The sequence below is a fragment of the Pseudoalteromonas luteoviolacea genome (assembly GCF_021654285.1).
In the GTDB taxonomy this organism is placed as follows: Bacteria; Pseudomonadota; Gammaproteobacteria; order Enterobacterales; family Alteromonadaceae; genus Pseudoalteromonas; species Pseudoalteromonas luteoviolacea_J.
On the sequence record NZ_JAKFZS010000037.1, the window covers coordinates 1 to 26,650 of the forward strand.

A 26,650-nucleotide genomic window follows, 5' to 3' on the forward strand; every position below is an offset into this window, starting at 1 on the left:
GCACGGGGTGTCGTTTTTTTTACCCTGCAATAAAAGTTACTGCGCTACGGTCTACACTGTATGAATACTATCAAAGGTGTAAATCGTTATATGATTAATAAAATTCAATCCATTTATCAAACTAGCATCGAAAAAGCAGATATCTTAAGTGGGCTTGCTCCACTTATTTTAAGGTTGATTGTTGCGCCAGTAATGATTATCGCAGGATATAACAAACTCAATTTAGCGAAAGAAGATGCAAGCTTGTTCGAAAGCATGTTAGCAGATGAAAACGTGGTTGCTTGGTTTGGTAATCCTGACTGGGGGCTAGGGTTGCCATTTCCAGACTTGTTGGCATTTCTAGCAGGCTGGACGGAGTTTTTAGGCGGCTGGTTAATTCTAATTGGGTTACTCACTCGATTGGTATCTATCCCATTAATGGTGACCATGTTTATCGCCGCTACACAAGTACACTGGCATAATGGTTGGTTTTCGGTTGCGCCAGCAAATCCAGATACCAGTGCTGCGCAGGTATTTGCTTGGCTTGGCAGTGATACTGCAAAAGCAAGTCTTGAAAATAGCTTAGAAGTGGCAGACCGATTAGACAGGATTAAGTCCATTGTTAGCACCCATGGGTTTCCTGAATTCCTGTACGAGAAGGGCAATGTCGTGATTTTAAATAATGGCATTGAGTTTGCCGCAATTTATTTTGCGATGTTTTTAAGTTTATTTTTCACCGGAGGGGGTCGTTTTTTCAGTTTGGATTACTGGATAGCTAAGCAACTCAGCTCAAGGGCATAAAAATATTAGGGAAAGTGCTAAACTTTCCCTAACACTTCACGTTAAAATAATAAGTGTTTGTTTATCATTAAGGAATTATATATGGATGCCATCGAGCTTTTGATGACACGTCAATCTGACAGTAATTTATCCTTTCCAGGCCCGACTGAGTCGCAACTAGAAATTATTAAAAAAGCCGCGTTAAAAGTGCCAGATCATGGTGGTTTAGCACCATGGAAGTTTATCGTTGTCAATGAAGATGCGAGAGATAAATTAGGTGAAATATATTACAAAGCAGCGGTAGAAGAAGAGCAAAACGAACGCACAGTATCCCGTGCGAAAGACCTACCACACCGCGCACCTATGATGATCATTGCTATATCTCCTTTTCAAGAACATCCAAAAGTCCCTCGTGTTGAGCAAATTGAAAGTGCAGCATGTGCTTGTTTTGCTATGCAGCAAGCGGCATTTGCACAGCGTCTGTCTGGTGTTTGGAGAACCGGCTTTTTTGCGCAAAGCACGACAGTTAAACGCGAACTTGGCTTAGACGAGAAAGATGAGATTGTTGGTTATCTTTATCTAGGCACACCAACAATTCAATGTACTAAACCGGTTCGTCACGAACCAAATTCATTTTTTACTGAGTTATAATTTTTACAGGGGCAAGTTATGGCACTTCATGTTGTTGAACACCCGTTATTACAACACAAAATAGGCTTATTGCGAGAGCATGGTATTTCAACCAAAAAGTTTCGTGAGCTGGTGTCGGAAGTTGGCAACTTGCTTACTTACGAAGCGACAAGAAATTTACCAACGGAAACAACGACGATAAAAAGTTGGACTGGTGAAGATTTAGACGTACAAGAAATCAAAGGCAAAAAAATCACACTTGTGCCGATTTTAAGAGCTGGCCTTGGTATGTTAGATGGCGTTATGCAGTTGTTACCCGCTGCAAAAATCAGTGTTGTTGGATTACAGAGAAATGAAGAAACACTGGAACCAGTATCATATTTTGAGAAATTAGTAGGTAACCTAGACTCAAGAAGGGCCTTGGTTGTCGATCCTATGCTGGCTACGGGCGGATCACTCATCGCGACAATTGATTTACTTAAAAAGTCTGGCTGTAAAAACATTACAGCCATTGTATTGGTTGCAGCACCTGAAGGTGTCGAAGCGGTCGAAAAAGCGCACCCTGATGTGGACGTTTATACAGCAGCGCTTGATAGTCATTTGAACGAAAATGGTTATATAGTGCCTGGTCTAGGTGATGCAGGCGATAAAATATTTGGCACGCAAGCTTAATAGATGTGGCTGGCGAAATTGAGTTTGCCAGCCTTCTCTTTAAGAATGTGGCGACGCGGCTTTAACTTTACGTGTTTGCTTATTGAACATCCACCAACATATCCAGAAAAATCCAGTTAACCCAATCGCTGCATAAATAGCAGGTTTGGGGTTTTCTAATGTACTGATTGAACCTGCATACGCTGCAATACATGCGTAGGGTATAGTGCTCATCATCCAATAAATAATAAACTCTTTGAATGGCATTTTGGTCATCCCAGCCATACATGCTGAAATCTCAGGCAATATTGGTGTCGCTCTTGAAAGTAAGATCACTACCGGACCTCGCTTTTGAAATAGTGCGATGGCACTGGCTCTCTCGTTTGGGTCTTTAACAAGCGTATCAAACAGCTTGTTGCCAAACTTATTGCTAATCGCATACCCTGTTGTACCAGCGAGCATCAGGCCAATAATACCACTGAGCCCGCCCACATAGGGACCCAGAAAAAAACCAGCTAATAAAATAAGTGTGAGTGTGGGTACGGCGATGAATAAATCTAAAAAAAGTAGCCCAATCACAATGAGTGCAACTAAGTACACATTCAGCTCTTTTGCTGCGTTAAGCCAAGTTTTGATGTCGTTGATACTGAGGACACCGCTTACTTTGAGAACAATAAAGGTCGATGCGAAAAAGCAAAATAATATCAGCATCATTTTTAAAAGTGATTTCATACAAAACAGTTCCGTCGTTAGAGATTATGGGTATTTTATAGAGATTGAAATTGGCGTGTTAATGTCAGCCAATGAAAGTTTTGCGTCTTTAAACTTGGGTGGCCCGCGCCAGCTAATTTTGGCTCCATTGGAAAAGCCAAGTCCTTCAGAAGGAATGAGACCAGTCCAATTTTTCGAAGTAGTTTGCGAGTTGTCTTCATCATGAAGTACTTTGATTGCAAACTCTGCTTTAGCAGTTGTAAATTCGACGGTTAGTGATTCACTTTCAGGGCTGTGAAACTGAGTTTGCAATGCTTGTTTGTGTTTGACAGGAAAGCCATTATCTTCAAACAACATCACCATGATTTGTCCTGATCGCCTGGTATCTACGCCGTTAATTTTCACTTGTACGCTCTTAGCGATTGCGGCTTCAGTAGTCATCATAAGTACTCCAAAAATGATTGATTTATATAGTTTGCACATGGTCATTAAGATCCTTTCAAGAGTCGTTTAGCCAGGCTGGGTGTCAGGGTATTTAAAATCCTTAAAACTTTAATTTTGCCGATATCATGCTGGGGTTTTTGCTGCTTTAACCCTTTAAGAATTGACTTGGCAGCGCACTCGGCTGATATCTTATTTTCACCTCGGCCTTGGGTCATAGGGGTGTCTACTAAAGGAATAAATGCCTGTAATACCTTTATATTTGTATGCTCTAATTGGTAGCTTAAGCTTTGTGAAAAAAGGTTGATGGCTGCTTTTGTAGCGCAATAGACGCTTGCACTTTTTTTAGCGACAAAAGACAGCCCAGAATTGATATTTAATATAATAGATTGGGCTTCGTTGCCATTAAGTGCAGGGATCAATAAATAGGATAGAGCACAGACTGCTGTAAAGTTCACATTGATTTCCCGTGTAATTTTCTCGTATTCGAAATCAGGATCTGTGAAAAAGGGCTCGTTTTGTATAGCCGCATTATTGATTAATACATCAACGCGGGGGAATTCAGCTTGTATACGCTCTGACAGCGGTTGATAACTTCCGGGATCAGAAAGGTCTGCAGGAAAACATGTGACGTTTTTATATCTCTTTTTGAGTTGTTCAAGTCGGTCGCTGTTTCTGGCAACGACAATAATGGTATTTTGGGCTTGCAGCTGCTCGACAATTTGACGGCCAATGCCGGACGTTCCGCCTGTTATCACGATTACTTTATTCACTAAGTTCACGTTTGTATCTCCAGTGGTGAATCTGCTTGATACTTTAAAGGGGGACTTTTTGTGGGGCATTAACCTATGTTAAAAATCACAGAATAATTTAAACTAAAACTAATTCAATCAGAGCTTGTTCTATATATTCGTAGATAACTAAAGTTTTCAGATCTCAAGTGCTTATAGTTTCGTACAATAAAATAAAGGATGCAAAATGGAACTACAAAATTACATAGCGAAAAATGGTATTCCCCTTGAGATTGAAAAAGGGAAGCAAGTTTTCGCTCAAGGTGAATTGTGTGACTATGTGTACTTGGTAAAAAGCGGGTTATTGAAGGCTTTTTATATCACGGCCGATGGAAAAGAAACCATTAAATCATTTATTCAAGCTGGCACCATTATTGGTAGTCTAAATGCAGCTCATTGCAAAGTCCCAAGCACTTTTAGTTTAGAGGCTTTGTCGCGCAGTGAACTTGTTCAAGTGCCTTTTTATGAATTATTAGCGTTAAGCAAAAAGTCCATTTCCATCTCTCAGGAGTTTATCCAAATTTTATTGTCTTTGTCACTCAAAAAAGAGCGAAGAGAGTATGAGTTACTTACCTTGTCCGCAACTGAGCGATTTGAGAATTTATGCAAAGACCAACCAGAGCTCGTTAAAAAACTTACTCAAAATGATATTGCTAAGTATTTAGGGATCACACCCGTCGCATTGAGTCGAATTAAACATCAATAGCATGTCTATAGTTCCTCTTATAATTTATTAGTTATTCAAGACGCAGAGTGATTGTTACAGTGATTAATTCGATTGTTAGGCTCCAGACCGATAAGCTATACTTATAGTTAGGTATTATGCTGCTTTTGTTGTTAATAAATATGTTTGGTAATCAATGAACCACCACAGTTTAGTCGTCTGTACTGTCCTATTTTCAGAGTCCATCTGCGCAATGGACTTTTACAGTCAGTGCCAACAAATTAAAACTAATGTTAAATCTCAACCAAATGCCTATTTAAAGTGGTCTAACTACACAGTACATGACATTACAAGTCTAGATAAAATTAGATTTGATGGTTTTGACATCCCAATTGTCGTAACTGAAAACATGGAAGAAAGCGCTTTTCTTTTCGGTGAAAATCCAGAGCTAGTAATTACCTCTGTAGAGGATAATGAAGATTTCAAAAGTCAAATAGTCATGCTCAATTCAAACCTCTCTGAAAGCTTTAATACTGCACAACCGTCTATTGTTCAAGGTTCTATATTTGAGATACTGAAAAAAAGTTTGGATATTACACCTAGCGACTTTGTCTGTGATCGAGAGCAGATAGGAGGCATTGATAAAAATACTCTAAAATCGATTGTAGAAAAGTATATTCTAATATCATTAAAATCAATAGCTGCCCCTTATGGCTTTACCTGTGCAATCCGATTAAAGGGCAGGGATGCATTTATAATTAGGTCCAAAACAGGGGTTGAATATTACGAAGTACGAAATGGAAAGGCTTTGAAAATTATAGTAGAAACCAACGAAGTAGCTGACCTTGATAAATTTATATATACGCTAGAGTCCACAAGCGAATATAAAGAGTATTCCAAGGTTACATATTTTATCCTCAAAGCTATCAAGTCAAAAAAATCAAAGATTGGCAAGCTGTTCTTAAAGTAATGAAAGATAAAAATTATTCACAACCCTCTCAAAAATCAATTATTGGGATAATCAATTATTTAAGAGCTAAATTATTTTGATTTGAAAATAAACGTTTTGATTGATTTATATTCGCTTGGTGTTGTGTGTAATTGAATAGTATTGCATTAACTGTTCATTTCAATCATAGTGTTATCTATATTTCTTAATTTCCTGAATTAAAATAGGGTGCTCGACGTAGGTAACTGACATAGTACCTAGGGTTTTTTACATTCCAAATCGCTAATTCTTTAAGTAAGTTTATATTTTTATAATTAATCTGGGTTATTTTTAGGTGGCTTTGGTGTCTAATGTGTAAATTATTTTAATGAAAGTTTAATTTCAATGTGGTGTAAAAAGGAGTTGGCTTTATGCATAATCTAAGAGCTTTAATAGCGATTACTATATTTTTAGTTTCTACAGTTCTGATTTTTCTCACCTTTTTTATGCCTTTACCGGTAATTTACTTGTTTTATGGCGTGGTTTCTTATTCTATAAGTTATGTTGTTTGGCCAAGTAAACGTAAAGGTAAACGAAATGGTGATAGTCAATTTTTAGATGTTTTAGAATTTATCATAGAGCTTCCTGCAGAATTTGTTTTTTGGATTTTTAGATTAATAGGGCGCTGCATAGATGGTATATTCGAACTGTTAGTTGGTGATTAAAAAGGCCATGGTTGAATTTTATAATGTTTCTCAATTAACTCTAATTGTATTAGTATTTTACCTAGCGGTTTTGCTTGTTATAAGAGCAGTTTGCATGTATTGATCAAAAAACTAATAAGGAGCTTGCGCAAAAATCTTTCTAATTACATTGAAATCAATGGCTGCCCCTTATGATTCTACCGGTTCAATCCGATTAAAGGGCTGGGGTACATTTATAATTAGAGTAAAAACCGAGTTTAAATTTTACAAATTGCGTAATGGAAAGTCTCTAAAAATCATAATAGAAACAAAAGAGGCTACTGATCTTGAAAACTTATGAAGTATCCTTTCTCCCAATATTGGGCATTTTATCTTGGTGAACCATGCCACGACACCTTTACCCGCAATTTTATCATAGCAATCATGCGTATCATAAGCTCTACCTCCTGTCACTCGGTCAACATTTCGACGTCATGTCCGCAATAAATTACAAAGCACCTCTCCATCAGATACATTCACTGTCGAAGACTCTGCACTGACGATAACGTTACTTTGTGTATCTATGGTTAAGTGTTGTTTTAGCCAAGTTCGGCACTTGTTGGCTCGGTGTTTTAGGGTATGTCATTCGTCATTACTATAAACTTTTAGATCAGTACTATCCTATAACCCCCTGTGTTGGCTGGTCCGATATTGTATATTAAACTTCTGCCTCGCTAGCACAAACAGCTAGAACTCTAGGGGTTTAAATAGGTTTATCCAATAAATTCAGTAGTTAAGTAACAAACCCTTCAAGTGATCAAGGTGGCAAATTAAAACAGAGCGAAGTGCTAGGTAAGTTTCAAGTGAAAAATCAGAATATCTATTTGAACTTCCACGCCCGCTGTGTAATTGCTAAATAGCGACGTCACTGAGCCGAATAGCAATATTGCTATGCTTTATTACTTCTTGGTTTTAGGCAGTCCTGTTCTTAATTTTCTTTGTCATGGTTGTCTTGCTTGCGTTTTATTTGTTGACCTGAACACGAAAAAGGTCAGAGGCTTAATTATTTATGAACTAATATTTTTTGAAATATCTTATAAAATCAGTTGGTTAGTTTTCTACGAGGGTTCTTTTCAATTACAATTTCTATTGAATTTAATTTGTTGATAATTCGTAACTTTTTGATAGTAAATAAATTGGTACAGACTTACTTTTTCTTCCTCGATTATTAGTATAAAATGAATACTATTTTTTTATTTTGGTGTTCCTTTGTGCAGTTTAGAAAAGATATAAATGGTTTACGGGCAGTAGCTGTTATAGCTGTTGTGCTATTTCACTTTAACCCCAATTGGGTCCCAGGTGGCTTTGCTGGAGTAGATGTTTTCTTTGTTATTTCAGGCTTCTTAATGACCGGAATAATATTTAAAGGGATCACAGAGGGCAACTTTTCCATCTCAAAATTTTACGTTGCTAGAGCTAATCGGATAATCCCTCCACTTGCAGCGTTTTGTTTATCAATGTTGATTCTTGGTTATTTTTTACTCACTCCTTGGGACTATAAGACTATTGGCCGTGATGTCGTGACTAGCATGACGTTCCTCAGTAACTTTATGTTTAGCATGAGAGGGGGGTATTTCGATTCAGAAGAAAACTTTTTCCTTCATACGTGGTCCCTTTCAGCAGAGTGGCAGTTCTATTTAATATACCCAGTTGTTTTGGTATTTTTGAAAAGGTTTATGTCATTAAACGCACTTAAACTAACTATCCTGATTGGTACGGTAGTAGGGTTTATCGTTAGTGTAATCGCAACAGCAAAATGGCCAGAACAGTCGTATTATTTGTTACCTACAAGAGCTTGGGAAATGATGTTTGGTGCTCTCGCTTTTTTGTACCCTTTGAATATTTCAAATGACAAGAAAAGAATTGTCGAATGCATGGGTTTAGCCTTAATCATTTTATCGTATTTCTTAATCTCATCAGAAAGTATGTGGCCTGGCTATCTCGCTTTATTACCAGTAGTTGGTACTTGGTTAATAATTCAGTCACATGTAAATGACAGTAAAATTACCGGTAATTTTGTTTTTCAAAAAATTGGGAAATGGTCATACTCTATTTATTTATGGCATTGGCCAATAGCTGTTTCTTTTAGCTACTACTCATTTGATGAAGACTATAAAATTTTAGCTATACTTTTATCTATCTTCTTGGGTTATGTGAGTAACCTTTTATTAGAGAGAAGAAAAGTAAAATCTAATTCACCAAAAATAAGCATTGCAAAATATGGTCTCCTCATTGTCTCTTTTGGTATTGTTGGCAGTATCATTTTCAAATACCAAGGTTTTCCACAAAGGGTTGATTTAGAGTCTAACCCTCTGATCCATGGAGGCACTGGTAATGATTACCTTATACGCGAAGGTACATATCTATTGAATACAAGTGATCATTACGATTATTTGTTAATAGGAGACAGTAATGCAAACCACTATGTTAGAGGCGTTTTAGCTCAAGGTACAAAAATCAAACATTCGTGGTATTCAATGTGTTTGTCTTTCCCCAACTCGCATTCAACAAGAGTCGGAAATTACTTATCTTGGGAAGCGAAATGTAAAGACAATTATAAAGTAGCACTAGGGGAAGATACGCCGATAATACTTGCGCATAGTTGGGATAAAACAGGTTCTGATAAGCTTAAATGCACAAATAAAATGTGCAACTTAACAGGAGATTATCAAGTTGATCTATACAAACAAATCCAAGAGCTTATAGAGGTTTATGGATTAGATAGGAAGATATATATTGTAGGAGAGTTACCAAAGCCTAAAAATAAGTCAATAATGAAGTGTATGAAAACAAAACACTATATTAGTGACAGCTTTTCTTGTTCTTCTGAAGAAAAGCCTATTCACTCAGCATCATTGATAAATAAAGTCATTTATGATTCTGTATTGAAGTATCAAAATGTATATTTTATTGATCCAAAGCCTGCTATCTGTCACCAAGGTATCTGTAATTATGTTGTAGAAAATAAATCAATATTCATGACAGATGGCTCTCATTTGTCAGGGTATGGCTCAGAAGTTATTTGGAAATATATAATAAATGAAATTGAGAAGTAACTCATAGAATTTATGATTTAAAAGCCCCCGCTTTCACTAAAGTTGGGGGCTTTTTTATGCGGTTAAAATTACTTAAAAGTAAATAATTAATATGTAAAATATACTGAGGTCACTTAAAATTACTACATGACGTTTTGTCTCACATGAGATAAAACGATAAGGAGACTGAAACTTCATGACATGTTAGATCAGAGTTTATAACTTTTTGAATAATTGCATTGCTCTTTTTGATAAAAGGCCTATAAATAAAAGCGAATTTTTGTATAGCTTTCAATTACCTTATTCATTTTTACGACTACTCACAGTTTCTCACATAAGAAAGTTTTATAGTTTCTCTGACTTTATCAGTTAAGGAAACAGTTAGTCATGCTTCAGAATAAATTTTTAAGTATTTTATCTGCGTTTATCTTTGTATCTGTATTATCTGCTTGTAACAATAAATTGGCAGTCAACGAGAACCAGTATACAACACATACGTTTGATTCACGCGGTAACCAGTTATCTGCTCGACTTTACATACCAAAGCAGCATTCAGTCTCTGATCCTATTGTGATTTTTGTTCACGGGGATGGCGATATGGACAGTACTGCAAATAGCTTTTATCTACCCATTATTGATGCATTGAATGAGCAAAAGATAGCTGCCTTTTCGTGGGATAAACCAGGTGTTGGGAGCTCTGGAGGCGACTGGCTTTCCCAATCTATGGAAGACAGAGCTGCAGAGGTGCAAGATGCCATTGATTATCTGCGAGCAGCAGGCTATCAACAAAATCAGATTGGTGTAATTGGCTTTAGCCAAGCTAGTTGGGTATTTGCTAATTTACATAATGAAACTGAAATCAAGTTTATGGTTCTTGTTGGTGGTGCAGCTAATTGGTTATCTCAGAGCCAATATAGTATGTGGATCCGTTTGGTCGATGAAGGAAAAATTAATGCTGACGATGAAACAGCTTTAGAACGTATCAAGCAATTGAGTGAACAGGAGTACCATTTAATCAAATCAGGTTATGATAAATACTTGGCTGCGTCTTTGCATCAAGATCCTTTTATGTCAGAGCCACTAGAAGATGAAGCTAGGTTTAATTTTGTTCGAAAAAACATAGATGCAGATATATCCGAAGGTTTTAGTAAACTCAACCTACCAATGTTCGCCATGTATGGTGATAGCGATATTCATGTTGATATCGAGCAAAGTCAAACTGAATTTGATTACGCTTTTGCGAACTCAAAACAACCTTTAGCTAATCTAGAGCAGGTGGTAATTAGCAACGCTACGCATGGGTTGTTAAAGCCTGAATTACCTCTTGATGCATTATTTTCTATCAAGAAGAGCCATTTTTCGCCTGATGCTATAGAAAGCATGATCCTATGGATAAATTCACAGCGAGAAACACACTAAGAAAAATAGAAGTTAAATACTTGAACACCGTTATATTTTATAGTCTACTGATGCGTTGTAATCGATTTCACCATTGATTAAGAGGGGATATATATTTCGATTTAAATTATTGGAAAATAAATTGTTGTTTAAATTTATGCGCTTTTTTGTAGAGTCAAGGTATATAAATTAAAAGTATTAACTAATGCGATCTTGAAGGTTTAAAAATAATTTTGGTTGAAGCTTAATTAGTTACTGATATGATTATAAGTATTGTCTGGTAAAATCCATTCAGTGTAAATGTATAAAGATAACTCGGAGATAGATGTGAGGTTTTTAAGAGCATATGGCAAAAACGATTAAATTTTTCGCTAAGAACGACAAGTACTACCAGCTTTCCAACTTTGCAGGATTTGGTTTTGAGCTAGATGGTCACTATTGGAAAACCATGGAACATTATTTTCAAGCTATGAAGTTTATCGGTACAGAACAGTTTGACAAAATAAAGAACTGTGGCTCACCCAAGCAGGCAAAAGATTTGGGTCAAACTAGGGCAATTCCTATTCGTTCGGATTGGGACAGCGTCAAAGAGGAAGTGATGCTTGTTGGTTTACGCAAAAAGTTTCAAGACAAAGCGTTGAGAGACTTATTAATTGCAACGGGTAAAAAAGAACTAATTGAAGACTCTCCGTTTGATAAATATTGGGGCATCGGTGCCAATGGGAAAGGAAAAAATAGATTGGGTTTTCTTCTAATGAAACTTAGGGATGAACTAAAGTCTTAACATGCTAACAAAGTAAGGGCTTATTTGAGGGCAGACTCCACTTTGGTTATAAGGATAGCCAGTTTACGTGATTAATAGTGAAGTATATCGGTTTTATTAAGCATTGGCTTAGAATACGATTGGTGTTTTACTCAATAAATAGCTTATTGATGAGGGATTATGAAGTTTATAATTTTGTTTTTGTTTTTGGTTTTTTCTACAAATGTAAGTGCAGAAAGTGTTTTGATTGATGTTTTAAATAAAATTGAGTCAAAGGAAAGTTATACTAAGTTAATGGAAAAGTGCCCCACAGACTATTTTCCTAAGTCAAATTTACCTTATAAAAATTATATAGATGATTGTTCAATCAATCCTAGCTCTTGCTTAGAACGTTGTGATAAAGGGGACGGTAATTATTGCTCTTCGCTAGCAAATGTTATTCAAAATAAATTACAAAGCAGCTATCACTCGGAGGCATTATTTTCTAAATCTTGTCAATTGGGTATAGTAAGTGGTTGTACAAATAGAGCTTCAGGTTTGATTAGCCACAATGGGGATTCATCTTTAGAGTGTGCCTTAAAGACTTTCAAACTTGCTTGCAGTGATAAAGATGAATGGGGATGCACTATGTACGGTGCTTACTTAGCACAAGGAAAAGGTGTAGAGAGGAATTTTATTCGGGCATTAGAAGTGCTAAAAGTCAGTTGTGAAAGTGGAATTGGCCATCCTGCGTGTCAACATGCAAAAAATATAAGTAGTCAGATTCAAGCTGTAATAAACAAAGATCAGTGACACATAAGAAGTGATTTAAAGTTCACTCTAATTTTATTATATTCTTATAAAAATCAAGTAGTTTATCTTTAATTAGAATACCGAGTTGTGCTTTTAATGTAGTTTAACAATGAGTGTATTAAATTCTTTCAATTTACACTTAAGAGACTTTGTGTGAAGAATATTTCGAACGTTTTTTAAACATGCAAAGGAAATTGATATGAAACTACAAATCAGTAAAAAGAACCTTAAAAATTTATGTGATAATAAAGTGATAGACTCACAGCAAACACCTCTAGTAGGGGGGGGAGCGAGTGCTATTCCACCAACAAGAGTGCAGCAAGGGTGCCCTTATTTTTCATATTATCCCGTAAATACCTGTAGACCATACTAGAACAAATTAAAAACAGGGCATTGAAAATGTGCCCTGCTCATAGCTTCAAGAATCTTTTTGCTTGATGTACATCCTTGAGTGTATCATAGGCCCTTGTTAATAGTCGGGGTAAATTTATGAGTTTCACAGCAGATGACTTTTTTGGCTTAGTATTAATTGCTTTGGGTCTAAATTCCATACTAAAAGGAGAGCTTTCTATACAATCTGGCATTACTAATGGCGGTGAAAATATGAAGTTCATTAAATCGACAAAGAGTAAAGTAACAGGTTTTAAGGCAAGAGTCATAGGGTTTTTAATCTGCCTTGCAGGCTTAGCTATAATTAAATTTCTAAATACCGGTGAAGTCCTTTTCTCTATATGAAGTTGATATTTGGCTATTTTTGAGGCTGGTTTTAGTTTCATACATGCTTAGATACTTTTGGTTGGCTCTCGAAAAAGTTTCATCGCTATGGTTTTTAGCGGGCCGATTGTAAATAGTTCTAAGTCGACAACTTTGATGGCCCAGTGTAGATGTGTTTGCAGCTAACTTCTCTCCGTTTCAACTCTTCGGTTTTACAGCTTTTTTCACTTAGCAGTTCACTACGAATTAGTTTATTAAGCCGTTAATCTTGGCTTGTGTATTTCTTAAAACTTTAGCAAGTCCCTTAACTTAACTTCTATTGTTATTTAAAAGTTAAAAAATAGGTTGTGATTAGTTAGTAGTTTCCGGTTTATCAGCTATCTTTTGTGCAGTAGCTTATTGTTTAGCGTACATGATCAACGTGATTTGTTTCTAAAGTGGCTATTAGCGGTTTTTAAGAATAGCCAGTAAGCTAGCGTCCAGTTCAGCAGGATTTAACTTTGGTTTAATAAGGTAGAGAGTGAATATGAGCTCAAGTAATGTAAGTATCTTAAACTTAATTTTTGCGATTTTTCTTCCACCAATTGGTGCATTTTTACAAGTCGGCTTCAGTCTACACTTTTTTATCAATATTGTGTTGACTTTACTTGGTGGCCTACCAGGAATGATCCATGCTATTTGGCTTGTTGTCACCAACAAATCGGGTGAGTGATTTACATTAAATTAATGAGCTAATTTGAATTAGTTAGCTCATTAATTTTCTCGATACGTTAAAGTTTTTATCGTTTACGTGCTTTGTAGCTAATTTTAAGTTTAACGATCATGTTAAAAGATCACAGACAGTGTTCGCAGGTTGCTAGGTAAGCGGTGTTGACCAAACATTGACAGATTGTAGCTCACCATGCTGATATCTTTGGTTTATTAATCGGCCTGAAAAATTGAACCCGGCTTGGTGGAGTATTTTGTTTCTGTCGTAATTGTCAGATAAACAATTTGACTGAAGCAAAACGATACCTAAGGATTTCAAATGTGACTTTGTGAGCGTGATTAGGTCTCTTTTTACATCTAACGTATCTAGATGATCAGCAATCACTATGTTTGAAATATTGGCTACATCGCCATGAGAAAGATATGTAACCCTCACGTACGCGACTATATTATCTAAAAATTCAAATACAAGGTAATCATTGCCTTGTTGCATATCGTCAATAATCGCCCGTTCGCCTTGATTAAAGGTTGTATAATGGCAGTTGGTACTAAATTGTAATTTAGCGATATCAATTGCATCATTGTGTTGAGCAAGTCGAATCATAGACAAACCCGATGGTATTACATCATGTTCATTGGGCGCTGATGTAATCACATCTAAAACAGAGTCGTGCTCTAACTTACCCACTTCTTGTGCTCTTGTCATATCAAAGTATTTTGCGATATATAAAGCGTCATGTGAACCACAATAGCTAGGGACGGCTGCTTCTATTTGATAATCTTTATTTGAAAACAGGCCAAACTGAGATTCGTTAATGATATAGCTAATTTTAGTATTACAGTGTTTATGCGTTTCTTGCTCAATTGAGTCTATAGTGTGTTCTTTTAGAGTGGAATGGATCAAGTTGGCGGACGTGAGCCTGTTAACTGTATTAAATTCCAATATGCTATCTACATCCATCGAATTTCTTCTCATTTTACCTGAACTAATTTCATTGAGCTTTTTGATTAGAGCTCTAAGGTTTTATTGCCTTTTATCATGGCAAATATAGAGATAAATTTCAAATCATATCGTTTTTTGTATCTTTGAGTCCTATTTATTTAATCTTTTTATGTTTCTTTTAATTCGATCTCTAATTAAATTTTTATCTTTTTAGAAAAATAAATTTATATGACAAGTTCGTATGATAAATAAAATTTATCAATTTGATGGCGGTTAATTACGTAAATATGGAAAAAGCATCAAAGAGTCTTTGATAAGTTTTGTCTTGTTACTTTTTGCCAAGTACATAGCAAAAATTTCTCTGGTATAAGTAGGGGCTTGTTCGACCAAAAAAAGTTTTTTTCTTGCGGATCAAGTCAAAGCACATCTGCTTTGGTAGATAGGCCGTACCACCAGCTTCGGTAATAAAACTTAAAGCGATTCTTGGCTGGCTCATGGTGTGTTTAATCGTCGTGTTGTCGCAAAAATCACGGACAAATTGACTATTCACAGCCTCGCCATAATCAACTTGGATTATGCTTTCGATTTAGTCTACCTCTAAATCTTGCTGGGTTGATACTAGTTGTAACGGTACTGTACTGACTTTTTCCGTAACGATTTCTTCAATGTAAGGGGGTTCGAATATGAATGCGATGTCTATTAACCTAGCTAACAGCTGCTTTCTTAATTCCAAAGAGAGTAATTTACACCGAGGCGGTACCGCTGAGATTGTAAAGCTTACAAAAGAAGAGCGAGAAACTGCTGTGAATGCAGCAAAAGTGATGGGGCTAAATTTTTGCGGTGTAGATTTATTGCGTTCTAACAATGGGCCTATGGTCATGGAAGTGAACTCATCTCCTGGTCTAGAAGGCATTGAAAGCGCAACTGGACTTGATGTTGCTGGTAAGCTGGTTGAGTTCATCGAAAAAAATGCAAAGCCTAATTCAACGCGTACTCGTGGCAAAGGTTAACCAAATAGGACTGTAAACGTATGTCAGTAATAACCATAGGTGGTAAAGACATCTTGTTGGGTCAAACCTGTCAAGTTGATATACCCGTTGCGAAACTATACACAGATGCTGATGTTCATTTACCTGTGCACATTGCCGGGACCGACAGTGTTTGTCAGTGCAGCTGTACATGGTGACGAGTTAAATGGTGTGGAGATAATCCGACGTTTACTTACACTAAAAAACTTCAAGATAACAAAAGGAACGTTTATCGCGGTGCCGATTGTGAATGTGTATGGTGTGGTGAACCAGTCTCGCTACATGCCAGATAGACGAGACTTAAATCGCAGCTTTCCAGGGTCTGATAAAGGCTCATTGGCTGCAAGGCTAGCTAATACGCTCTTAAAAGAAGTCGTGGCGCATTGTGACTATGGTATTGATCTGCATACAGGGGCGATCCATAGATCAAATCTGCCACAAATACGGGCGAATTTAGCAGATGATGTCACGCTTGAGCTGGCAAAGTCGTTTGGTGCCCCAGTGGTACTAAACTCTGAAATTTTGGAGGGATCGCTTGAAGCTGCTGCAACATGTGATACCAGAGTGCTCGTATATGAGGCTGGTGAAGCTCTGAGATTTGATGAGCTTTCTATTCGCATGGGTATAAAAGGTATTGTGAATGTCTTGTGCTATTTAAAAATGATGCCTTCTAGGGGAGCAAGAGTAAAGAAAGCGACGAGCTTTATTGCTGATAACAGTAGTTGGATCAGAGCCAGTGCCAGTGGGATCGTGGCTAATTATTTCAACCTTGGCGATCAGGTAAAAATGGGGGATGTGTTAGCCGATATTGGCAATCATTACGGTAAGACTTTAGGGCAAGTTATTGCAATGAAAGATGGCGTGATCATTGGAAAGCAAAATATTCCATTAGTACAAGAATGTGAAGCGATGTTTCATATTGCGTTTTTTTCAGGACCTAGTCAGCAGGTATCGAAAAAGATTGAACATGTTGAGCAAGAGTTAGTTGTCAATACAGAATCAAGTGAGCAGCTATTATGAAAGATAAAATGATTATTGGGCATATTGAGGCGATTAACTTACCGGAATTTGGTATTTCATCTTTACCTGTAAGGGTTGATACCGGCGCGCAAACTTCATCACTGCATGTTGATAATATCAAGCAAGTGTCAGTACAAGGCAAGCCCGGCGTTGAGTTTGATATTCATCCAGAGATGCACAATGTAGATAAAGTGATCCGATGTAGTGCGCCACTTCATGATGTAAGAAAGGTAAAGTCATCAAATGGCATGAGTGAGCAGCGCTATGTGATTAAGACGCGTGCTCAAATGGGTGGTTTTGAATGGGATATAGAAGTAACGCTGACCAATAGAGCTGATATGACATACTTGATGTTGTTAGGAAGGCAAGCGTTAAGCGGTTTATTTTATGTTGAAGTATCACAAACATTTGTTATGTCGAGCGAGGTGTAATTATGAAAAGTGACAAAATTGAAACATTTGCAAAAGCGTCTTTAGGTACCGAAGGCGATGAGTTAGGCCCTGTTGAAAAAAGTGTCGTCGACAGTATTTCTTCGCAAGAAGTTATTGTCGCAAATATCAATGAGAGCTTTCATGATGAATTGACGTTTGGTCAGCGCATGGCTGATAAAGTGGCTGAGTTTGGCGGTTCTTGGCGTTTTATCATTATATTTGTGTCAATTATGGTATTTTGGGTCGTGTTAAATACGGTGTGGCTGACACAGGAAGAGGCATTTGACCCATCCCCTTTTATTTTGCTGAATCTCGTGTTGTCAACGCTTGCAGCTGTTCAGGCACCGATCATTATGATGTCGCAGAACAGGCAAACATCGAAAGATAGACTGGCATTTAGCAAAAGTTATGAGGTTAACCTAAAGTCAGAGCTTGAGAACATGCGCCTTAACCAAAAAGTAGATGAAATACATAAGTTACTGATAAAAAGAGCAAAAATGACAGGCAGAACTATTTTGGCCCGTTATTGTTGTGCTGTGTTACGTAGTATTGACGCGACAGCTGTTTCCTAAAATTGATAAAAGCGTAGATGAAGGCGGATTAAAAAACGACGCTCTGAAAAAAGCCTATTTAACCGTTCGATTTTAAGTGGCATTGTGGTTACTGCGGTATTACTGGTGGTTTGGGGTGTAGACATCAGTGGTATGATGTTGGTTTCTACCTCAATTTTAACTGTGACAGGTGTGGCATTATTTGCTAACTGGTCCGTACTAAGCAATATCACAGCATATTTTGTATTGTTATTTCACAGCGCATACAGGCGGGGCAATTTTATAAGAGTGATTGACGGTGATAATTACATCGAGGGCTATATTGCTGACATCGGCGTTTTTAACACTCAATTTATTACTGAAGATAGAGAGGTTGTGATTTACCCTAATAACTTATTGTTGGGAAGACCAACGCAAATAAATCCGAGAACGCGTGTCGCTGGTATGGGCTAGGTAGCACAGGTTTATGAAAAGAAGAATGAAGAGTCAAAAGAAAAGGAAAGCGTTTAAAATAAAAATGCTGCCCCGAAGGACAGCATTTTGGGTCTCTATAAAAGAAAGGAACTGGTTAGAAGTAAGCTCTGACCCCAAGCTTAACATTGCGCCCAGGCAGAGGCGCCTGATCCTTGATGAATGAGCTATGCACAAAGCCTAGTTCGTCCGTCAAGTTTTCTAAATTTAGATAACCAACCATATCGATACCTTGAACTGCAAAGTCGTAGCTCATGCTTGCATCTACAAGTGTGTAACCTTTAGTCACTGTCTCATAAGATGTGATTTCGTCTTGTTCTAGGTAACGGGTAATTGTCATATCCGCTGAGAAAGGACCTTTCTCATATCCGTAGTTGATACCAAGCTTGTTGCTAGGAATACGCGGTAGGTTTTGGCTATTGTCTAGCTTAGCGCGTAGGTGGTCACCAAAGATTTTAACGCGGTTGACGTCGTTAATTTGGTAATGAACGTCGAATTCTAGGCCGTATAGTTCTGCATCTTGACTAACGAACTGATAAACATCACGTGCACCTTCGTGCTCATGATCTGCAACCTCTAATCCGTGTTCAGATGTGAAGAAGTAGTTCGTTTTTTCTTGATAGTAGAAATCTGCAATATCATTATAGAAGAAGTTCACAGTGTAACCGAAGTCACCGATGAAGCGACGGAAACTAATGTCTAAGTTAGTCGCAGTTTCTTTTTCGATGTCTGTTGGTTCAAAATGAATTTCTGTGCCTTCGATGTGATAGCCAAGACCTAGTTCATATGTGCTTGTTGCAATGTGAAGGCCGTTAGATAGCAGCTCAGCAGTAAGTGGTGCACGCTCTGAACGTGATAAACTTACAGCAACATTGTGACCTGGCGCATAAGTATAAACACCACCTACAGATGCACTCACATTCGTCATTTCAAGCGTGTAATCTGAGATTTGAGTCGTTTTAACTAATGTCTCTTCATGGCCGTGGTCATGGTCATGGTCATGGTCATGGTCATGATCGTGCTCATCGTGACCATGATCATCTTCGTGGCCAATATGTGTTTCAGTAATGCGGCTAGTTAGCTCATAGTTTTCAACACGCGCACCTAATTCTAAAGTAAAGTCACCAAACTCACGCTCTTCTAATACGTAAAACGCATGTGTCGTTGTGTTAGTTGCTGGCGTAAATGCTTCTGCGCCCTCTGCTTCATAGTCGCTGTCAGAGTAGTGGTAACCAAAAATACCATGCCATTCGCCGATACGGTGTTCGAAATTGGTTCTTAGCTCAGTAGTTTCATTTTTGAATACTGTGCCAACCATGCCAGCTTCAATTTCAGCATGTTCATAATCAGTGTAACCAGCGCGTACTTGTATCGACTCAAGCCAGTTGTTATGAAGGGCATAGTTAAACAATGCCTGCCAACGATCTTGCTTTACGCGTGCAAACACATTGTGGTTTTCTTCGTCGTGACCGTGTGCATCTTCGCCACCATGGTCGTCGTGGTCGTGCTCATCATGACCGTGCTCGTCGTGGCCATGTTCATCATGATCATGGTCATGCCCGTGATCATGGTCATGCCCGTGATCATGGTCATGTCCGTGATCATGACTGTGTGCAGGGATACCATAATCTGTCTCGATGCTACCGTAAGAGAAGCCTACAGTCATGTGGTCAGTGACATAGCTTGTACCAATGTTAAATACTTCAGAGTCGATAAACGTATTATCTACTTTTTCTGCGTATTCAGCTGCATGCTCCTCACCTTCATGCTCGTCATGGCCATGTTCTTCATGGTCGTGATCATGCTCATCTTCGTGGTGTTCATCATGATCTCCAGGTAACTTAAAGCTCGGAGTTTCATAGTCACCGCCTTTGCGCTTAACACCATCAAAGTGGAAGTTGAAACCGTTATGGCCAGCTTCAAATAGTGCAGCAACTGTATTGGTATTTGAATTTGTATCATGGCTGTAATCAACAGCACCTTGCGGCGCTTCGACAACATCTGTTGGAATACGGTTATCAACAACGTTTACAACACCGCCGATTGCACCAGAGCCGTACAGTAGGGTAGCTGGGCCACGAAGTACTTCGATTTGTTCTGCGCTTAATGCGTCATTCGTATTTGCGTGGTCAGGGCCGATGCGAGAAGCGTCACTGCTGTCCAAACCATTTTGTGTGATTTTCACACGAGGGCCATCTAAGCCACGGATAATTGGGCTTGACGACACAGGACCAAAGTAGCTCGCATTAATACCAGGTAGGTTTTTTAATGTCTCGCCAAGAGTTGGCTTTGCTGAATTCTTTAATTTATCACCGCTTAACACTGTCACAGGTGATGCCATCTCCATGTTACTTTTATGAAGCGCTGAAGCATATACGACGATGCTTTCAATAGAACTTGGTGTCAGTGTAACAGTAACAAAAGGAGAATCAGGGTTTACGTCTAAACGTTGATCGATAAAGTTGTTTTTGGAAACGTGAAGCTCAGACGCTGCATCTACCGCAATAGTAAAGTTACCATTATCATCTGTTTTGATGGTTTGAGACTTACCGTGTAGATGAACATTCGCGTTACTAATAGGAAGGTTGGTGTTATCAACTACTTTACCGCTTAACTCACCAGCATAAGCTGACGTTGACAGCATTACTGCGCTGATACTCAGAGAAATCAAAGATTGTTTAAACATTGTACTTCTTTTCTGTATGTGATTGTGAACGTGTAATAATATAACACTGCAAAACATATAAAACAATGATGTTATACTATAACTTTATATTTGAATTATGCTTGTCTGTTCCTATATTTAAAATAATAAAACGTTTATAGGGCGTAACGATGACAGGGCCATTTGTCTTCAAAGTAAGATTGAAAATTGCTGATTTATTTCATCAAGCTAATCACCTTGAGACTTTTACAGCAGCGCTTCAAAAGGCGGAGTCGCTGCAGCATTTTGTACTAAAGCTGATTGCTTACTGTGCCTTGTCATATAAAAGTGAGGTTCGATGGTTAAATAGCAGAGAGAAGCACCACCCAGACGTTTGGCACGAACTCGAAAATGGCGAAATAGAAAACGCGCTTTTTGTAGCGTGTCCAGATTTGAGTGAACTACAGAGGTATTCGCGCCTTTACAGTAAAATTATCATTTTTAACACCCATAATGAACAATGGTTTGACGAGTTAAAACCTCACCTTATTGCTTTTAATAACCTAAAAATTTTTGCGATTGAATCGCGTTTCGTTGATGAGCTGGTGGATGCATTAACACGTAGCTTGCACTGGGATGTAATTATTGAAGACGGCGCCATCAGTATCAGTAATGGCGACGATTATTTCCAAAGTGATGTTGTTCGATTAAGCTAACTTAATGACAACATCTGTAATTGGCTTTGAGCAACACAGTAAAACCTCTCCATCCCTTACAAATGCCAATGGTTCTTGATTGTAAGTAACTTGGCCTTCAACAAGCTTAGCTCGGCAAGCACCACAGTAACCTTCACGGCATTGATAAGGAATATCGATATTATTTTGTTCTAAAGTGCATAGTAGAGAAGGTGACTGAGCCGCAAATTTAAGCGGCTCATCATGGTCTTCAATTGAAATCTTCAGTTCTGGCCTTTCTTCCATTACAGGTCGAAATCACCAAAGTCTGAAGCACTGACTTCAGCATCGATTTGACCTACTAGATATGAACTGATCTCTGCTTCTTGTGGCGCAACTTGAACGTTATCAGACACAAGCCATGCATTGATCCAGGGGATAGGGTTACTCTTGCTCTCAAACTGAGCAGGTAGACCAACAGCAGTCATACGTACGTTTGTGATGTACTCAACGTATTGACATAAGATGTCTTTGTTTAAGCCGATCATTGAACCATCTTTAAACAAATATTCTGCCCATTCTTTTTCTTGCTCTGCAGCTTCGACAAACATCTTAATCGCTTCTTGCTCACATTGGGCTGCAACGATTGACATTTCAGGGTCATCTTTACCTTCTTGCATAATATTAAGAATATGCTGTGTACCAGATAAATGAAGCGCTTCATCACGTGCGATTAGCTTGATGATTTTTGCATTGCCTTCCATAAGCTCACGTTCAGCAAATGCAAAAGAACAAGCAAAGCTGACGTAGAAGCGAATGGCTTCAAGAATATTGACTGACATGATGCAAAGGTAAAGCAACTTTTTAAGTTCAAACAAGTTAATGTGAACTGTTTCACCGTTGATTTGATGTTTACCTTCGCCATACATGTTGTAGATAGATACTTTCTCGATTAACTCGTCGTAGTATTTAGTAACTGAATCAGCACGCTCGCTGATCTTTTCGTTTTCTACGATGTCATCAAAAATAACTTCTGGCTGTTTAGTCACGTTTCTAATGATATGTGTGTATGAGCGACTGTGGATCGTTTCACTGAATGCCCATGTTTCGATCCATGTTTCCAACTCAGGAATTGAAACTATTGGCAATAACGCAACATTAGGTGAGCGGCCTTGAACGCTGTCTAACAGCGTTTGGTATTTTAAGTTACTTAAAAAGATATGCTTTTCATGCTCAGGCAATGCCTGAAAGTCTAACCTGTCTTTACTTACATCGACTTCTTCTGGACGCCAAAAGAACGAAAGTTGCTTTTCAATTAGCTTCTCAAAAATTGGATACTTCTGCTGATCATAGCGAGATACATTAACAGATTGGCCAAAGAACATTGGCTCTTTTAGTTGGTCATTATGTTTTCTGTTAAACGTAGAATACGACATAAATAATACTCGACACCAAAATATATGGCGGCAAATGCAAAAGCACTAACCGCGGAAAAGTTTACAATTTATCATGACTTGAAGTGGCCAAAACCACACTAAAGCCTGTGATTAGATTCTGCACCCAAAATGGAATCTACCCACTTCACGTCATCAAACCCAGAGTGTTTTTTCAATATACGAATGTATCACAGAAATAGATTTTTCACCGCAAATATATTTCAGACAATTGACACTTTCGCGTCTTGACAAAAGAGTGTTGTAGAGTGTAATAAAGTATCACAATATGAATTGTTTAATTTATTTTTCATTTTATTACAATAACTTAATCTTTATCGAACGCTGCTTTATAATTTGTCTTGCACACAAATTTCTACAGACAAATTGAGGAATGTAAATTTTCATTTATCTATTCGTACTAATTCTACTCTACTTTTTTCCTTAAAAATTTTTACGACACAATAAAGAAACAACATAGGTCATAAATTGGGTAAAACAGAACATTGATAAAAGACTGTCTGCAATTAAAAGCTTGTAAATTCCAGCCTGATTCCTTGCTAAGCAAAGGAGGGGAGTACTTGGTGGACTAAACGCACAAAAAGCATTTTGCCCACCAAGCAGATATTGGGTAACTCTAACCTCCGGACCCACCGGTAGGTGTTGCAACCGTTACATCAACCTGCATATCTTCATTAATATGTCGATATCTGAACATCTTAATAGTTTCTAAGTCTTCATTTAGGAATAACATAATGACTGGACCATCATCATCAGCACCGTAATTGACTTGAATCCTAGGCTCTTCTAAAGCAGTGCCATCAGTCCCTTTACGTCTGTCGAAAATGGCAACTATCATCGAAGGCTCATAACGGACACCTGTATCAAAATCAATTGTACCATTAGATTCAATAACCACTGTGCCTCGACTGTGTCCTGTTCCTGCCACTGAATAGGTATTCGCAAACCCAGTAATTAACTCAAGGTTTTCTATTTGACCGTCTGTTGATTTCTCTGTGAATTGGCCTAAGAAAGCACTTTCAAGTGTACTTAAATTCACTTCATGCAGCTTCTCGTTTAATACTGAGACTGCGTATTTAAAGCCATTTTGCTCGTCTTTATAAATATATTCAGCCCCGACTTTTTCAAACGTCTGAATCTGTATCTGAGGGTCAGGACTAGGGTCGATAAATAGGGCACCTGAGCTTGAAAAAGTAAATTCTACGACCTGACCATCACTATACGAAGAGCCACTATCACTCATTGCAAAGGTGAGTGTAAAAACTTTGCCTTTCAGTGCATCAGGTAGCATATCGCTGCTATCATCAGAATGATCATCTCCGTCACTTGAATAACCGGGCGTCCACGTGTAAGTGAGATCTGATGTCGAAGTGACACCTTGTGTAGAAATTGTGTATTGAACACTGACAACAAGTTTACTGTCATCTGCGCTAACGAGTTTGAATGAAAAGTCCGAGACGGTTATGCCCTGAGACTCGATTTGAGTTTTGATTTGTTTCTCTATTGCATCCAAATCTTCAGGATTTGGCGCTGGTACATTCTCCAGTTTAATTTCAGGCAAATTAACAGAGACACCTGCGGTAGTAGAGGTTCCGGTAATGGTCAAAGTAGGAACCGCATCATCATTACCTTGATCGTCGTTATCATCATCATCATCATCATCATCGCCACCCGGTATGAGGCCACCAGGTATAAAATCAAATGAAATGTCATCTAAATTGAGATCTTTTAATATTTCCTCTAGACCCTCTAGTGTTTTCTTGATGCTATCTAAAGAGAATATTCCATTTACATCGGCTGAGAGCGCCTCTACGCCGAAGCTACTGGCATATGAGCTAATTTGGCTTGATAAATCAGATACAAAAGTGTCAGCATTGTAAACTGGATTTTCAAATACTTGATCGCCTACTTTTCCATCCAGTACGTTATCTAGAAAATCAGCTTTTAAACTGTTTAAAATTGCAATCGCGGGATTGTCTTGAGTGGCACCTAGTTTAGCAAGCCCTGCAAGCGTTGTTGCGTAAATACCTGCTTGGTCATTGTTAATAGAACCTGCCACGTTTTCTGATACCAGCTGCGGTGCCTGTAAAATGTTATCAAGTGCTGGCGCTAATGCATTTTTTATTTGCTCGTTGACTGCATTCACAGAGTCTGCATCGACCACATTTGCAGAGATTATCGAGTTAGCCGCAATCTCAGTTAAGGTGGTGACACCGACTTGCTCTTGCAATGATGCCATGACTGCACGTAATGTTGTGGTCGACGGCAGCGGCAAAAATTGGCCTTTGGATTCATCGAAATACTCAGACTCGCTGGTTGGTTTTACTTCGACAATGAAAGGGCCAGTTGTACCGCTAGGTACAGTGATGGTTGCTGTTCCATCTTCTCCGGTTGAGCCGGTCGCACCTTCTACTGCTTGTTTATTTGCCAATGTGAGTAATTGGACATCCGCATTTTTTATCAAACCGAGTGATGGGGTGACCGTGACTTTGGTGCTTTGATCTACAGGGGTAGGATTAGTGACTGGATCGTCATCATCATTATCTAAACAGCCAGACAACGATAATAATGCCAAACCCAAGCATAATCCTTGGAATGGTTTATACATGTTCATAGCAATGCCTACAAGGTTATTAAAACAGTTTTGCTATTGCATCTACCAACCAGCCAATTCCTTGTAATTATTGTTTGATACCCATGCTCGCTTCCAGCTAATGTTGAATACGCGATCCAATAGCTTAATAGAATGTAGCCCAAATTTGCTATTTTAGAAGCAATGTGAAAAAAACATGTCGTTAGAGTGTGTCAATTCTATCCACGATCACTTCACGGTGGCTGAATTTACAGGCGCTTTCTGTCACAGAGAGTTTATCAAGATAACGACCTGCTATGACCGTTGTATCACCGTCATTATTTTTGTTTTGTAGGTACAGAATGAAGTTAGAGTTGGCATTAAGGTTTGAGTTTTCGTCTAAAAAGATTCGGCTGCTAGTCATAAGGTGAATCGATTTCTTTGTTTCTCTGGCATTTTCAAACCTTGAAGCAAGTGCTTGGTGACCACTTAGGGATATATTTAGTTTGTCTACATTAAAGGTTGCGTTTTCAGTAAACAAACTGACGTACTGCTCTGTCGTACCTTTATCTCTAATTTCGGTGTATTGGTATAACGTTTGTTCACATAGTTTATATGTCGATTGCTCGATTGGTTTAGTAATTGTACAGGCCGTTAAAAACACGAAGGGAATGGTGAGAAGTTGTTTCATAAGTTTCCTTGTTATTTTTATTTGCTTCCTTTTTTCGTTATTTCGAAGAATGTTTGCTTTTTTTCTTCGTAGCGACAAACCTAGAAGCGAGTGCGTACACAACATACACCAATACCAAAGAATTGCCGAGTACTAATACATCCTTATCCTCAGTCATTAACCACAAAAAAGCGAGTGCGACTGCCGCAATGGTGAAGTGTGTAACCAAGGGGTTGGATTTTCTCTTTTTACCCATTAAATAAACCTAAGCTAAATATAAGGCGACATTATAAATTGAAAAGAGAGCTCAGACCATGCTTTTGGAACGTTTTATTCTGCCTGTTCACCTAAGTCGCTGTTATCAACAGGAATAGATTTTGGTTTCTATTATTGGATAAGAAAGTTACTCAAACTAAAGGATTAATATTAAAGTTGTATTAATGATTTGCTTCTTGACCTAGGTT

General features: G+C 38.1%; 30 protein-coding genes and 1 pseudogene. 19 read left to right on the top strand and 12 right to left on the bottom strand.

Annotated features, from left to right (window positions below; translation table 11 throughout):
* Window positions 1-90: 90 nt before the first annotated feature.
* The 3 genes from L1077_RS23870 to upp all read left to right on the top strand — a co-directional run bounded on the left by L1077_RS23870 (window position 91) and on the right by upp (window position 2,061).
* Window positions 91-780 (top strand): HvfX family Cu-binding RiPP maturation protein, encoded by a 690-nt coding sequence (locus tag L1077_RS23870; RefSeq protein WP_237139321.1) that lies wholly within the window; start codon window positions 91-93, stop codon window positions 778-780.
* 81 nt (window positions 781-861) lie between these two features.
* A complete protein-coding gene (locus L1077_RS23875; RefSeq protein ID WP_237139322.1) occupies window positions 862-1,410 on the top strand; it encodes an NAD(P)H nitroreductase in 549 nt (182 codons plus the stop codon).
* 18 nt (window positions 1,411-1,428) lie between these two features.
* Window positions 1,429-2,061, top strand: a complete 633-nt coding sequence (gene upp, locus L1077_RS23880) for a uracil phosphoribosyltransferase (protein ID WP_237139323.1) — start codon at window positions 1,429-1,431, stop codon at window positions 2,059-2,061.
* 39 nt (window positions 2,062-2,100) lie between these two features.
* On the opposite strand, the gene L1077_RS23885 is transcribed toward upp, so the two are convergent.
* From L1077_RS23885 to L1077_RS23895, 3 genes are read right to left on the bottom strand one after another with little or no spacing between them, the layout of a single operon-like run.
* On the bottom strand, window positions 2,101-2,772 hold the full coding sequence (locus L1077_RS23885) for a TVP38/TMEM64 family protein (protein ID WP_237139324.1): 672 nt from the start codon (window positions 2,770-2,772) through the stop codon (window positions 2,101-2,103).
* Between the two features lie 24 nt (window positions 2,773-2,796).
* Window positions 2,797-3,195, bottom strand: coding sequence for a DUF2141 domain-containing protein (locus tag L1077_RS23890; RefSeq protein ID WP_237139325.1), 399 nt, complete (start codon window positions 3,193-3,195; stop codon window positions 2,797-2,799).
* Between the two features lie 44 nt (window positions 3,196-3,239).
* Window positions 3,240-3,974: an SDR family oxidoreductase gene (locus L1077_RS23895; RefSeq protein WP_237139326.1), complete on the bottom strand. Its 735-nt coding sequence runs from the start codon at window positions 3,972-3,974 to the stop codon at window positions 3,240-3,242.
* Window positions 3,975-4,170: 196 nt separating this feature from the next.
* Here L1077_RS23895 and L1077_RS23900 point away from each other — a divergent pair, with 196 nt between their 5' ends.
* The 8 genes from L1077_RS23900 (at window position 4,171) to L1077_RS23935 (ending at window position 12,679) form a co-directional block, all read left to right on the top strand.
* Complete coding sequence (locus L1077_RS23900; RefSeq protein ID WP_237139327.1) at window positions 4,171-4,689, top strand: Crp/Fnr family transcriptional regulator; 519 nt, start codon at window positions 4,171-4,173, stop codon at window positions 4,687-4,689.
* A 211-nt stretch (window positions 4,690-4,900) separates the two neighbouring features.
* Window positions 4,901-5,617 (top strand): hypothetical protein, encoded by a 717-nt coding sequence (locus L1077_RS23905; RefSeq protein ID WP_237139328.1) that lies wholly within the window; start codon window positions 4,901-4,903, stop codon window positions 5,615-5,617.
* Between the two features lie 389 nt (window positions 5,618-6,006).
* Window positions 6,007-6,300 (top strand): hypothetical protein, encoded by a 294-nt coding sequence (locus L1077_RS23910; RefSeq protein WP_237139329.1) that lies wholly within the window; start codon window positions 6,007-6,009, stop codon window positions 6,298-6,300.
* A 1,229-nt stretch (window positions 6,301-7,529) separates the two neighbouring features.
* The gene (locus L1077_RS23915) at window positions 7,530-9,374 is read left to right on the top strand and encodes an acyltransferase family protein (RefSeq protein WP_237139330.1); all 1,845 of its coding nucleotides are present in this window, start codon (window positions 7,530-7,532) and stop codon (window positions 9,372-9,374) included.
* 366 nt (window positions 9,375-9,740) lie between these two features.
* Window positions 9,741-10,772: an alpha/beta hydrolase family protein gene (locus tag L1077_RS23920; RefSeq protein WP_237139331.1), complete on the top strand. Its 1,032-nt coding sequence runs from the start codon at window positions 9,741-9,743 to the stop codon at window positions 10,770-10,772.
* Window positions 10,773-11,097: 325 nt separating this feature from the next.
* Entirely contained in the window at window positions 11,098-11,535 is a 438-nt protein-coding gene (locus L1077_RS23925) for an NADAR family protein (protein WP_237139332.1), read from the top strand.
* Between the two features lie 159 nt (window positions 11,536-11,694).
* A complete protein-coding gene (locus tag L1077_RS23930) occupies window positions 11,695-12,306 on the top strand; it encodes a hypothetical protein (RefSeq protein WP_237139333.1) in 612 nt (203 codons plus the stop codon).
* A gap of 199 nt (window positions 12,307-12,505) precedes the next feature.
* On the top strand, window positions 12,506-12,679 hold the full coding sequence (locus L1077_RS23935) for a hypothetical protein (protein ID WP_237139334.1): 174 nt from the start codon (window positions 12,506-12,508) through the stop codon (window positions 12,677-12,679).
* A gap of 37 nt (window positions 12,680-12,716) precedes the next feature.
* On the opposite strand, the gene L1077_RS23940 is transcribed toward L1077_RS23935, so the two are convergent.
* Window positions 12,717-13,082 (bottom strand): hypothetical protein, encoded by a 366-nt coding sequence (locus tag L1077_RS23940; RefSeq protein WP_237139335.1) that lies wholly within the window; start codon window positions 13,080-13,082, stop codon window positions 12,717-12,719.
* A 464-nt stretch (window positions 13,083-13,546) separates the two neighbouring features.
* On the opposite strand from L1077_RS23940, the gene L1077_RS23945 reads away from it, so the two are divergent.
* Window positions 13,547-13,732, top strand: a complete 186-nt coding sequence (locus tag L1077_RS23945) for a YqaE/Pmp3 family membrane protein (protein WP_063360053.1) — start codon at window positions 13,547-13,549, stop codon at window positions 13,730-13,732.
* A 144-nt stretch (window positions 13,733-13,876) separates the two neighbouring features.
* Here L1077_RS23945 and L1077_RS23950 read toward each other — a convergent pair whose 3' ends face one another.
* On the bottom strand, window positions 13,877-14,704 hold the full coding sequence (locus tag L1077_RS23950) for a hypothetical protein (RefSeq protein WP_237139336.1): 828 nt from the start codon (window positions 14,702-14,704) through the stop codon (window positions 13,877-13,879).
* A 295-nt stretch (window positions 14,705-14,999) separates the two neighbouring features.
* The gene (locus tag L1077_RS23955) at window positions 15,000-15,221 is read right to left on the bottom strand and encodes a hypothetical protein (protein ID WP_237139337.1); all 222 of its coding nucleotides are present in this window, start codon (window positions 15,219-15,221) and stop codon (window positions 15,000-15,002) included.
* A gap of 187 nt (window positions 15,222-15,408) precedes the next feature.
* Here L1077_RS23955 and L1077_RS23960 point away from each other — a divergent pair.
* The 6 genes and pseudogenes from L1077_RS23960 to L1077_RS23980 all read left to right on the top strand — a co-directional run.
* A pseudogene (locus tag L1077_RS23960) lies at window positions 15,409-15,681 on the top strand (30S ribosomal protein S6--L-glutamate ligase); the annotation flags it as partial.
* 20 nt (window positions 15,682-15,701) lie between these two features.
* The gene (locus tag L1077_RS27660) at window positions 15,702-15,857 is read left to right on the top strand and encodes a hypothetical protein (protein ID WP_343222303.1); all 156 of its coding nucleotides are present in this window, start codon (window positions 15,702-15,704) and stop codon (window positions 15,855-15,857) included.
* Window positions 15,829-16,719 (top strand): succinylglutamate desuccinylase/aspartoacylase family protein, encoded by an 891-nt coding sequence (locus tag L1077_RS23965; RefSeq protein WP_343222304.1) that lies wholly within the window; start codon window positions 15,829-15,831, stop codon window positions 16,717-16,719. The genes L1077_RS27660 and L1077_RS23965 overlap by 29 nt, the downstream gene beginning before the upstream one ends.
* The gene (locus L1077_RS23970) at window positions 16,716-17,150 is read left to right on the top strand and encodes an ATP-dependent zinc protease family protein (RefSeq protein WP_237139338.1); all 435 of its coding nucleotides are present in this window, start codon (window positions 16,716-16,718) and stop codon (window positions 17,148-17,150) included. Before L1077_RS23965 ends, L1077_RS23970 begins: the two co-directional genes overlap by 4 nt.
* Before the next feature lie 2 nt (window positions 17,151-17,152).
* Window positions 17,153-17,722 carry a DUF1003 domain-containing protein gene (locus L1077_RS23975; RefSeq protein ID WP_237139339.1) on the top strand — a complete coding sequence of 190 codons (570 nt, stop codon included), beginning with the start codon at window positions 17,153-17,155 and terminating at the stop codon, window positions 17,720-17,722.
* Window positions 17,723-17,806: 84 nt separating this feature from the next.
* Entirely contained in the window at window positions 17,807-18,154 is a 348-nt protein-coding gene (locus L1077_RS23980; RefSeq protein ID WP_237139340.1) for a mechanosensitive ion channel domain-containing protein, read from the top strand.
* Between the two features lie 115 nt (window positions 18,155-18,269).
* Here the strand turns inward: L1077_RS23980 and L1077_RS23985 are convergent, their stop codons facing one another.
* Window positions 18,270-20,858 (bottom strand): TonB-dependent receptor, encoded by a 2,589-nt coding sequence (locus L1077_RS23985; protein ID WP_237139341.1) that lies wholly within the window; start codon window positions 20,856-20,858, stop codon window positions 18,270-18,272.
* A gap of 149 nt (window positions 20,859-21,007) precedes the next feature.
* On the opposite strand from L1077_RS23985, the gene L1077_RS23990 reads away from it, so the two are divergent.
* Window positions 21,008-21,532, top strand: coding sequence for a YaeQ family protein (locus L1077_RS23990; protein ID WP_237139342.1), 525 nt, complete (start codon window positions 21,008-21,010; stop codon window positions 21,530-21,532).
* On the opposite strand, the gene yfaE is transcribed toward L1077_RS23990, so the two are convergent.
* From yfaE to L1077_RS24015, 5 genes are all read right to left on the bottom strand, one after another.
* Window positions 21,524-21,796: a class I ribonucleotide reductase maintenance protein YfaE gene (gene yfaE / locus L1077_RS23995; RefSeq protein ID WP_237139343.1), complete on the bottom strand. Its 273-nt coding sequence runs from the start codon at window positions 21,794-21,796 to the stop codon at window positions 21,524-21,526. The genes L1077_RS23990 and yfaE overlap by 9 nt on opposite strands.
* Window positions 21,796-22,926, bottom strand: a complete 1,131-nt coding sequence (gene nrdB / locus L1077_RS24000; RefSeq protein WP_039610058.1) for a class Ia ribonucleoside-diphosphate reductase subunit beta — start codon at window positions 22,924-22,926, stop codon at window positions 21,796-21,798. Before nrdB ends, yfaE begins: the two co-directional genes overlap by 1 nt.
* 634 nt (window positions 22,927-23,560) lie before the next feature.
* Window positions 23,561-25,558 carry a hypothetical protein gene (locus L1077_RS24005; protein ID WP_237139344.1) on the bottom strand — a complete coding sequence of 666 codons (1,998 nt, stop codon included), beginning with the start codon at window positions 25,556-25,558 and terminating at the stop codon, window positions 23,561-23,563.
* A gap of 181 nt (window positions 25,559-25,739) precedes the next feature.
* Window positions 25,740-26,207 (bottom strand): nuclear transport factor 2 family protein, encoded by a 468-nt coding sequence (locus tag L1077_RS24010; protein WP_237139345.1) that lies wholly within the window; start codon window positions 26,205-26,207, stop codon window positions 25,740-25,742.
* Between the two features lie 37 nt (window positions 26,208-26,244).
* Window positions 26,245-26,442, bottom strand: coding sequence for a hypothetical protein (locus tag L1077_RS24015; protein WP_237139346.1), 198 nt, complete (start codon window positions 26,440-26,442; stop codon window positions 26,245-26,247).
* Window positions 26,443-26,650 lie beyond the last annotated feature (208 nt).

Bases quoted from the DNA above. Each gene is read 5' to 3' on its own strand.
- L1077_RS23885 (WP_237139324.1), bottom strand. From the start codon at position 2,772: ATGAAATCACTTTTAAAAATGATGCTGATATTATTTTGCTTTTTCGCA.
- L1077_RS23990 (WP_237139342.1), top strand. From the start codon at position 21,008: ATGACAGGGCCATTTGTCTTCAAAGTAAGATTGAAAATTGCTGATTTA.
- L1077_RS23970 (WP_237139338.1), top strand. From the start codon at position 16,716: ATGAAAGATAAAATGATTATTGGGCATATTGAGGCGATTAACTTACCG.
- L1077_RS27660 (WP_343222303.1), top strand. From the start codon at position 15,702: ATGTCAGTAATAACCATAGGTGGTAAAGACATCTTGTTGGGTCAAACC.
- L1077_RS23910 (WP_237139329.1), top strand. From the start codon at position 6,007: ATGCATAATCTAAGAGCTTTAATAGCGATTACTATATTTTTAGTTTCT.
- L1077_RS23890 (WP_237139325.1), bottom strand. From the start codon at position 3,195: ATGATGACTACTGAAGCCGCAATCGCTAAGAGCGTACAAGTGAAAATT.
- L1077_RS23985 (WP_237139341.1), bottom strand. From the start codon at position 20,858: ATGTTTAAACAATCTTTGATTTCTCTGAGTATCAGCGCAGTAATGCTG.
- L1077_RS24015 (WP_237139346.1), bottom strand. From the start codon at position 26,442: ATGGGTAAAAAGAGAAAATCCAACCCCTTGGTTACACACTTCACCATT.
- L1077_RS23930 (WP_237139333.1), top strand. From the start codon at position 11,695: ATGAAGTTTATAATTTTGTTTTTGTTTTTGGTTTTTTCTACAAATGTA.
- upp (WP_237139323.1), top strand. From the start codon at position 1,429: ATGGCACTTCATGTTGTTGAACACCCGTTATTACAACACAAAATAGGC.
- L1077_RS23925 (WP_237139332.1), top strand. From the start codon at position 11,098: ATGGCAAAAACGATTAAATTTTTCGCTAAGAACGACAAGTACTACCAG.
- L1077_RS23945 (WP_063360053.1), top strand. From the start codon at position 13,547: ATGAGCTCAAGTAATGTAAGTATCTTAAACTTAATTTTTGCGATTTTT.
- L1077_RS23940 (WP_237139335.1), bottom strand. From the start codon at position 13,082: ATGAAACTAAAACCAGCCTCAAAAATAGCCAAATATCAACTTCATATA.
- L1077_RS23975 (WP_237139339.1), top strand. From the start codon at position 17,153: ATGAAAAGTGACAAAATTGAAACATTTGCAAAAGCGTCTTTAGGTACC.
- L1077_RS23875 (WP_237139322.1), top strand. From the start codon at position 862: ATGGATGCCATCGAGCTTTTGATGACACGTCAATCTGACAGTAATTTA.
- L1077_RS24005 (WP_237139344.1), bottom strand. From the start codon at position 25,558: ATGAACATGTATAAACCATTCCAAGGATTATGCTTGGGTTTGGCATTA.
- L1077_RS23870 (WP_237139321.1), top strand. From the start codon at position 91: ATGATTAATAAAATTCAATCCATTTATCAAACTAGCATCGAAAAAGCA.
- nrdB (WP_039610058.1), bottom strand. From the start codon at position 22,926: ATGTCGTATTCTACGTTTAACAGAAAACATAATGACCAACTAAAAGAG.
- yfaE (WP_237139343.1), bottom strand. From the start codon at position 21,796: ATGGAAGAAAGGCCAGAACTGAAGATTTCAATTGAAGACCATGATGAG.
- L1077_RS23920 (WP_237139331.1), top strand. From the start codon at position 9,741: ATGCTTCAGAATAAATTTTTAAGTATTTTATCTGCGTTTATCTTTGTA.
- L1077_RS24010 (WP_237139345.1), bottom strand. From the start codon at position 26,207: ATGAAACAACTTCTCACCATTCCCTTCGTGTTTTTAACGGCCTGTACA.
- L1077_RS23900 (WP_237139327.1), top strand. From the start codon at position 4,171: ATGGAACTACAAAATTACATAGCGAAAAATGGTATTCCCCTTGAGATT.
- L1077_RS23905 (WP_237139328.1), top strand. From the start codon at position 4,901: ATGGACTTTTACAGTCAGTGCCAACAAATTAAAACTAATGTTAAATCT.
- L1077_RS23950 (WP_237139336.1), bottom strand. From the start codon at position 14,704: ATGAGAAGAAATTCGATGGATGTAGATAGCATATTGGAATTTAATACA.
- L1077_RS23935 (WP_237139334.1), top strand. From the start codon at position 12,506: ATGAAACTACAAATCAGTAAAAAGAACCTTAAAAATTTATGTGATAAT.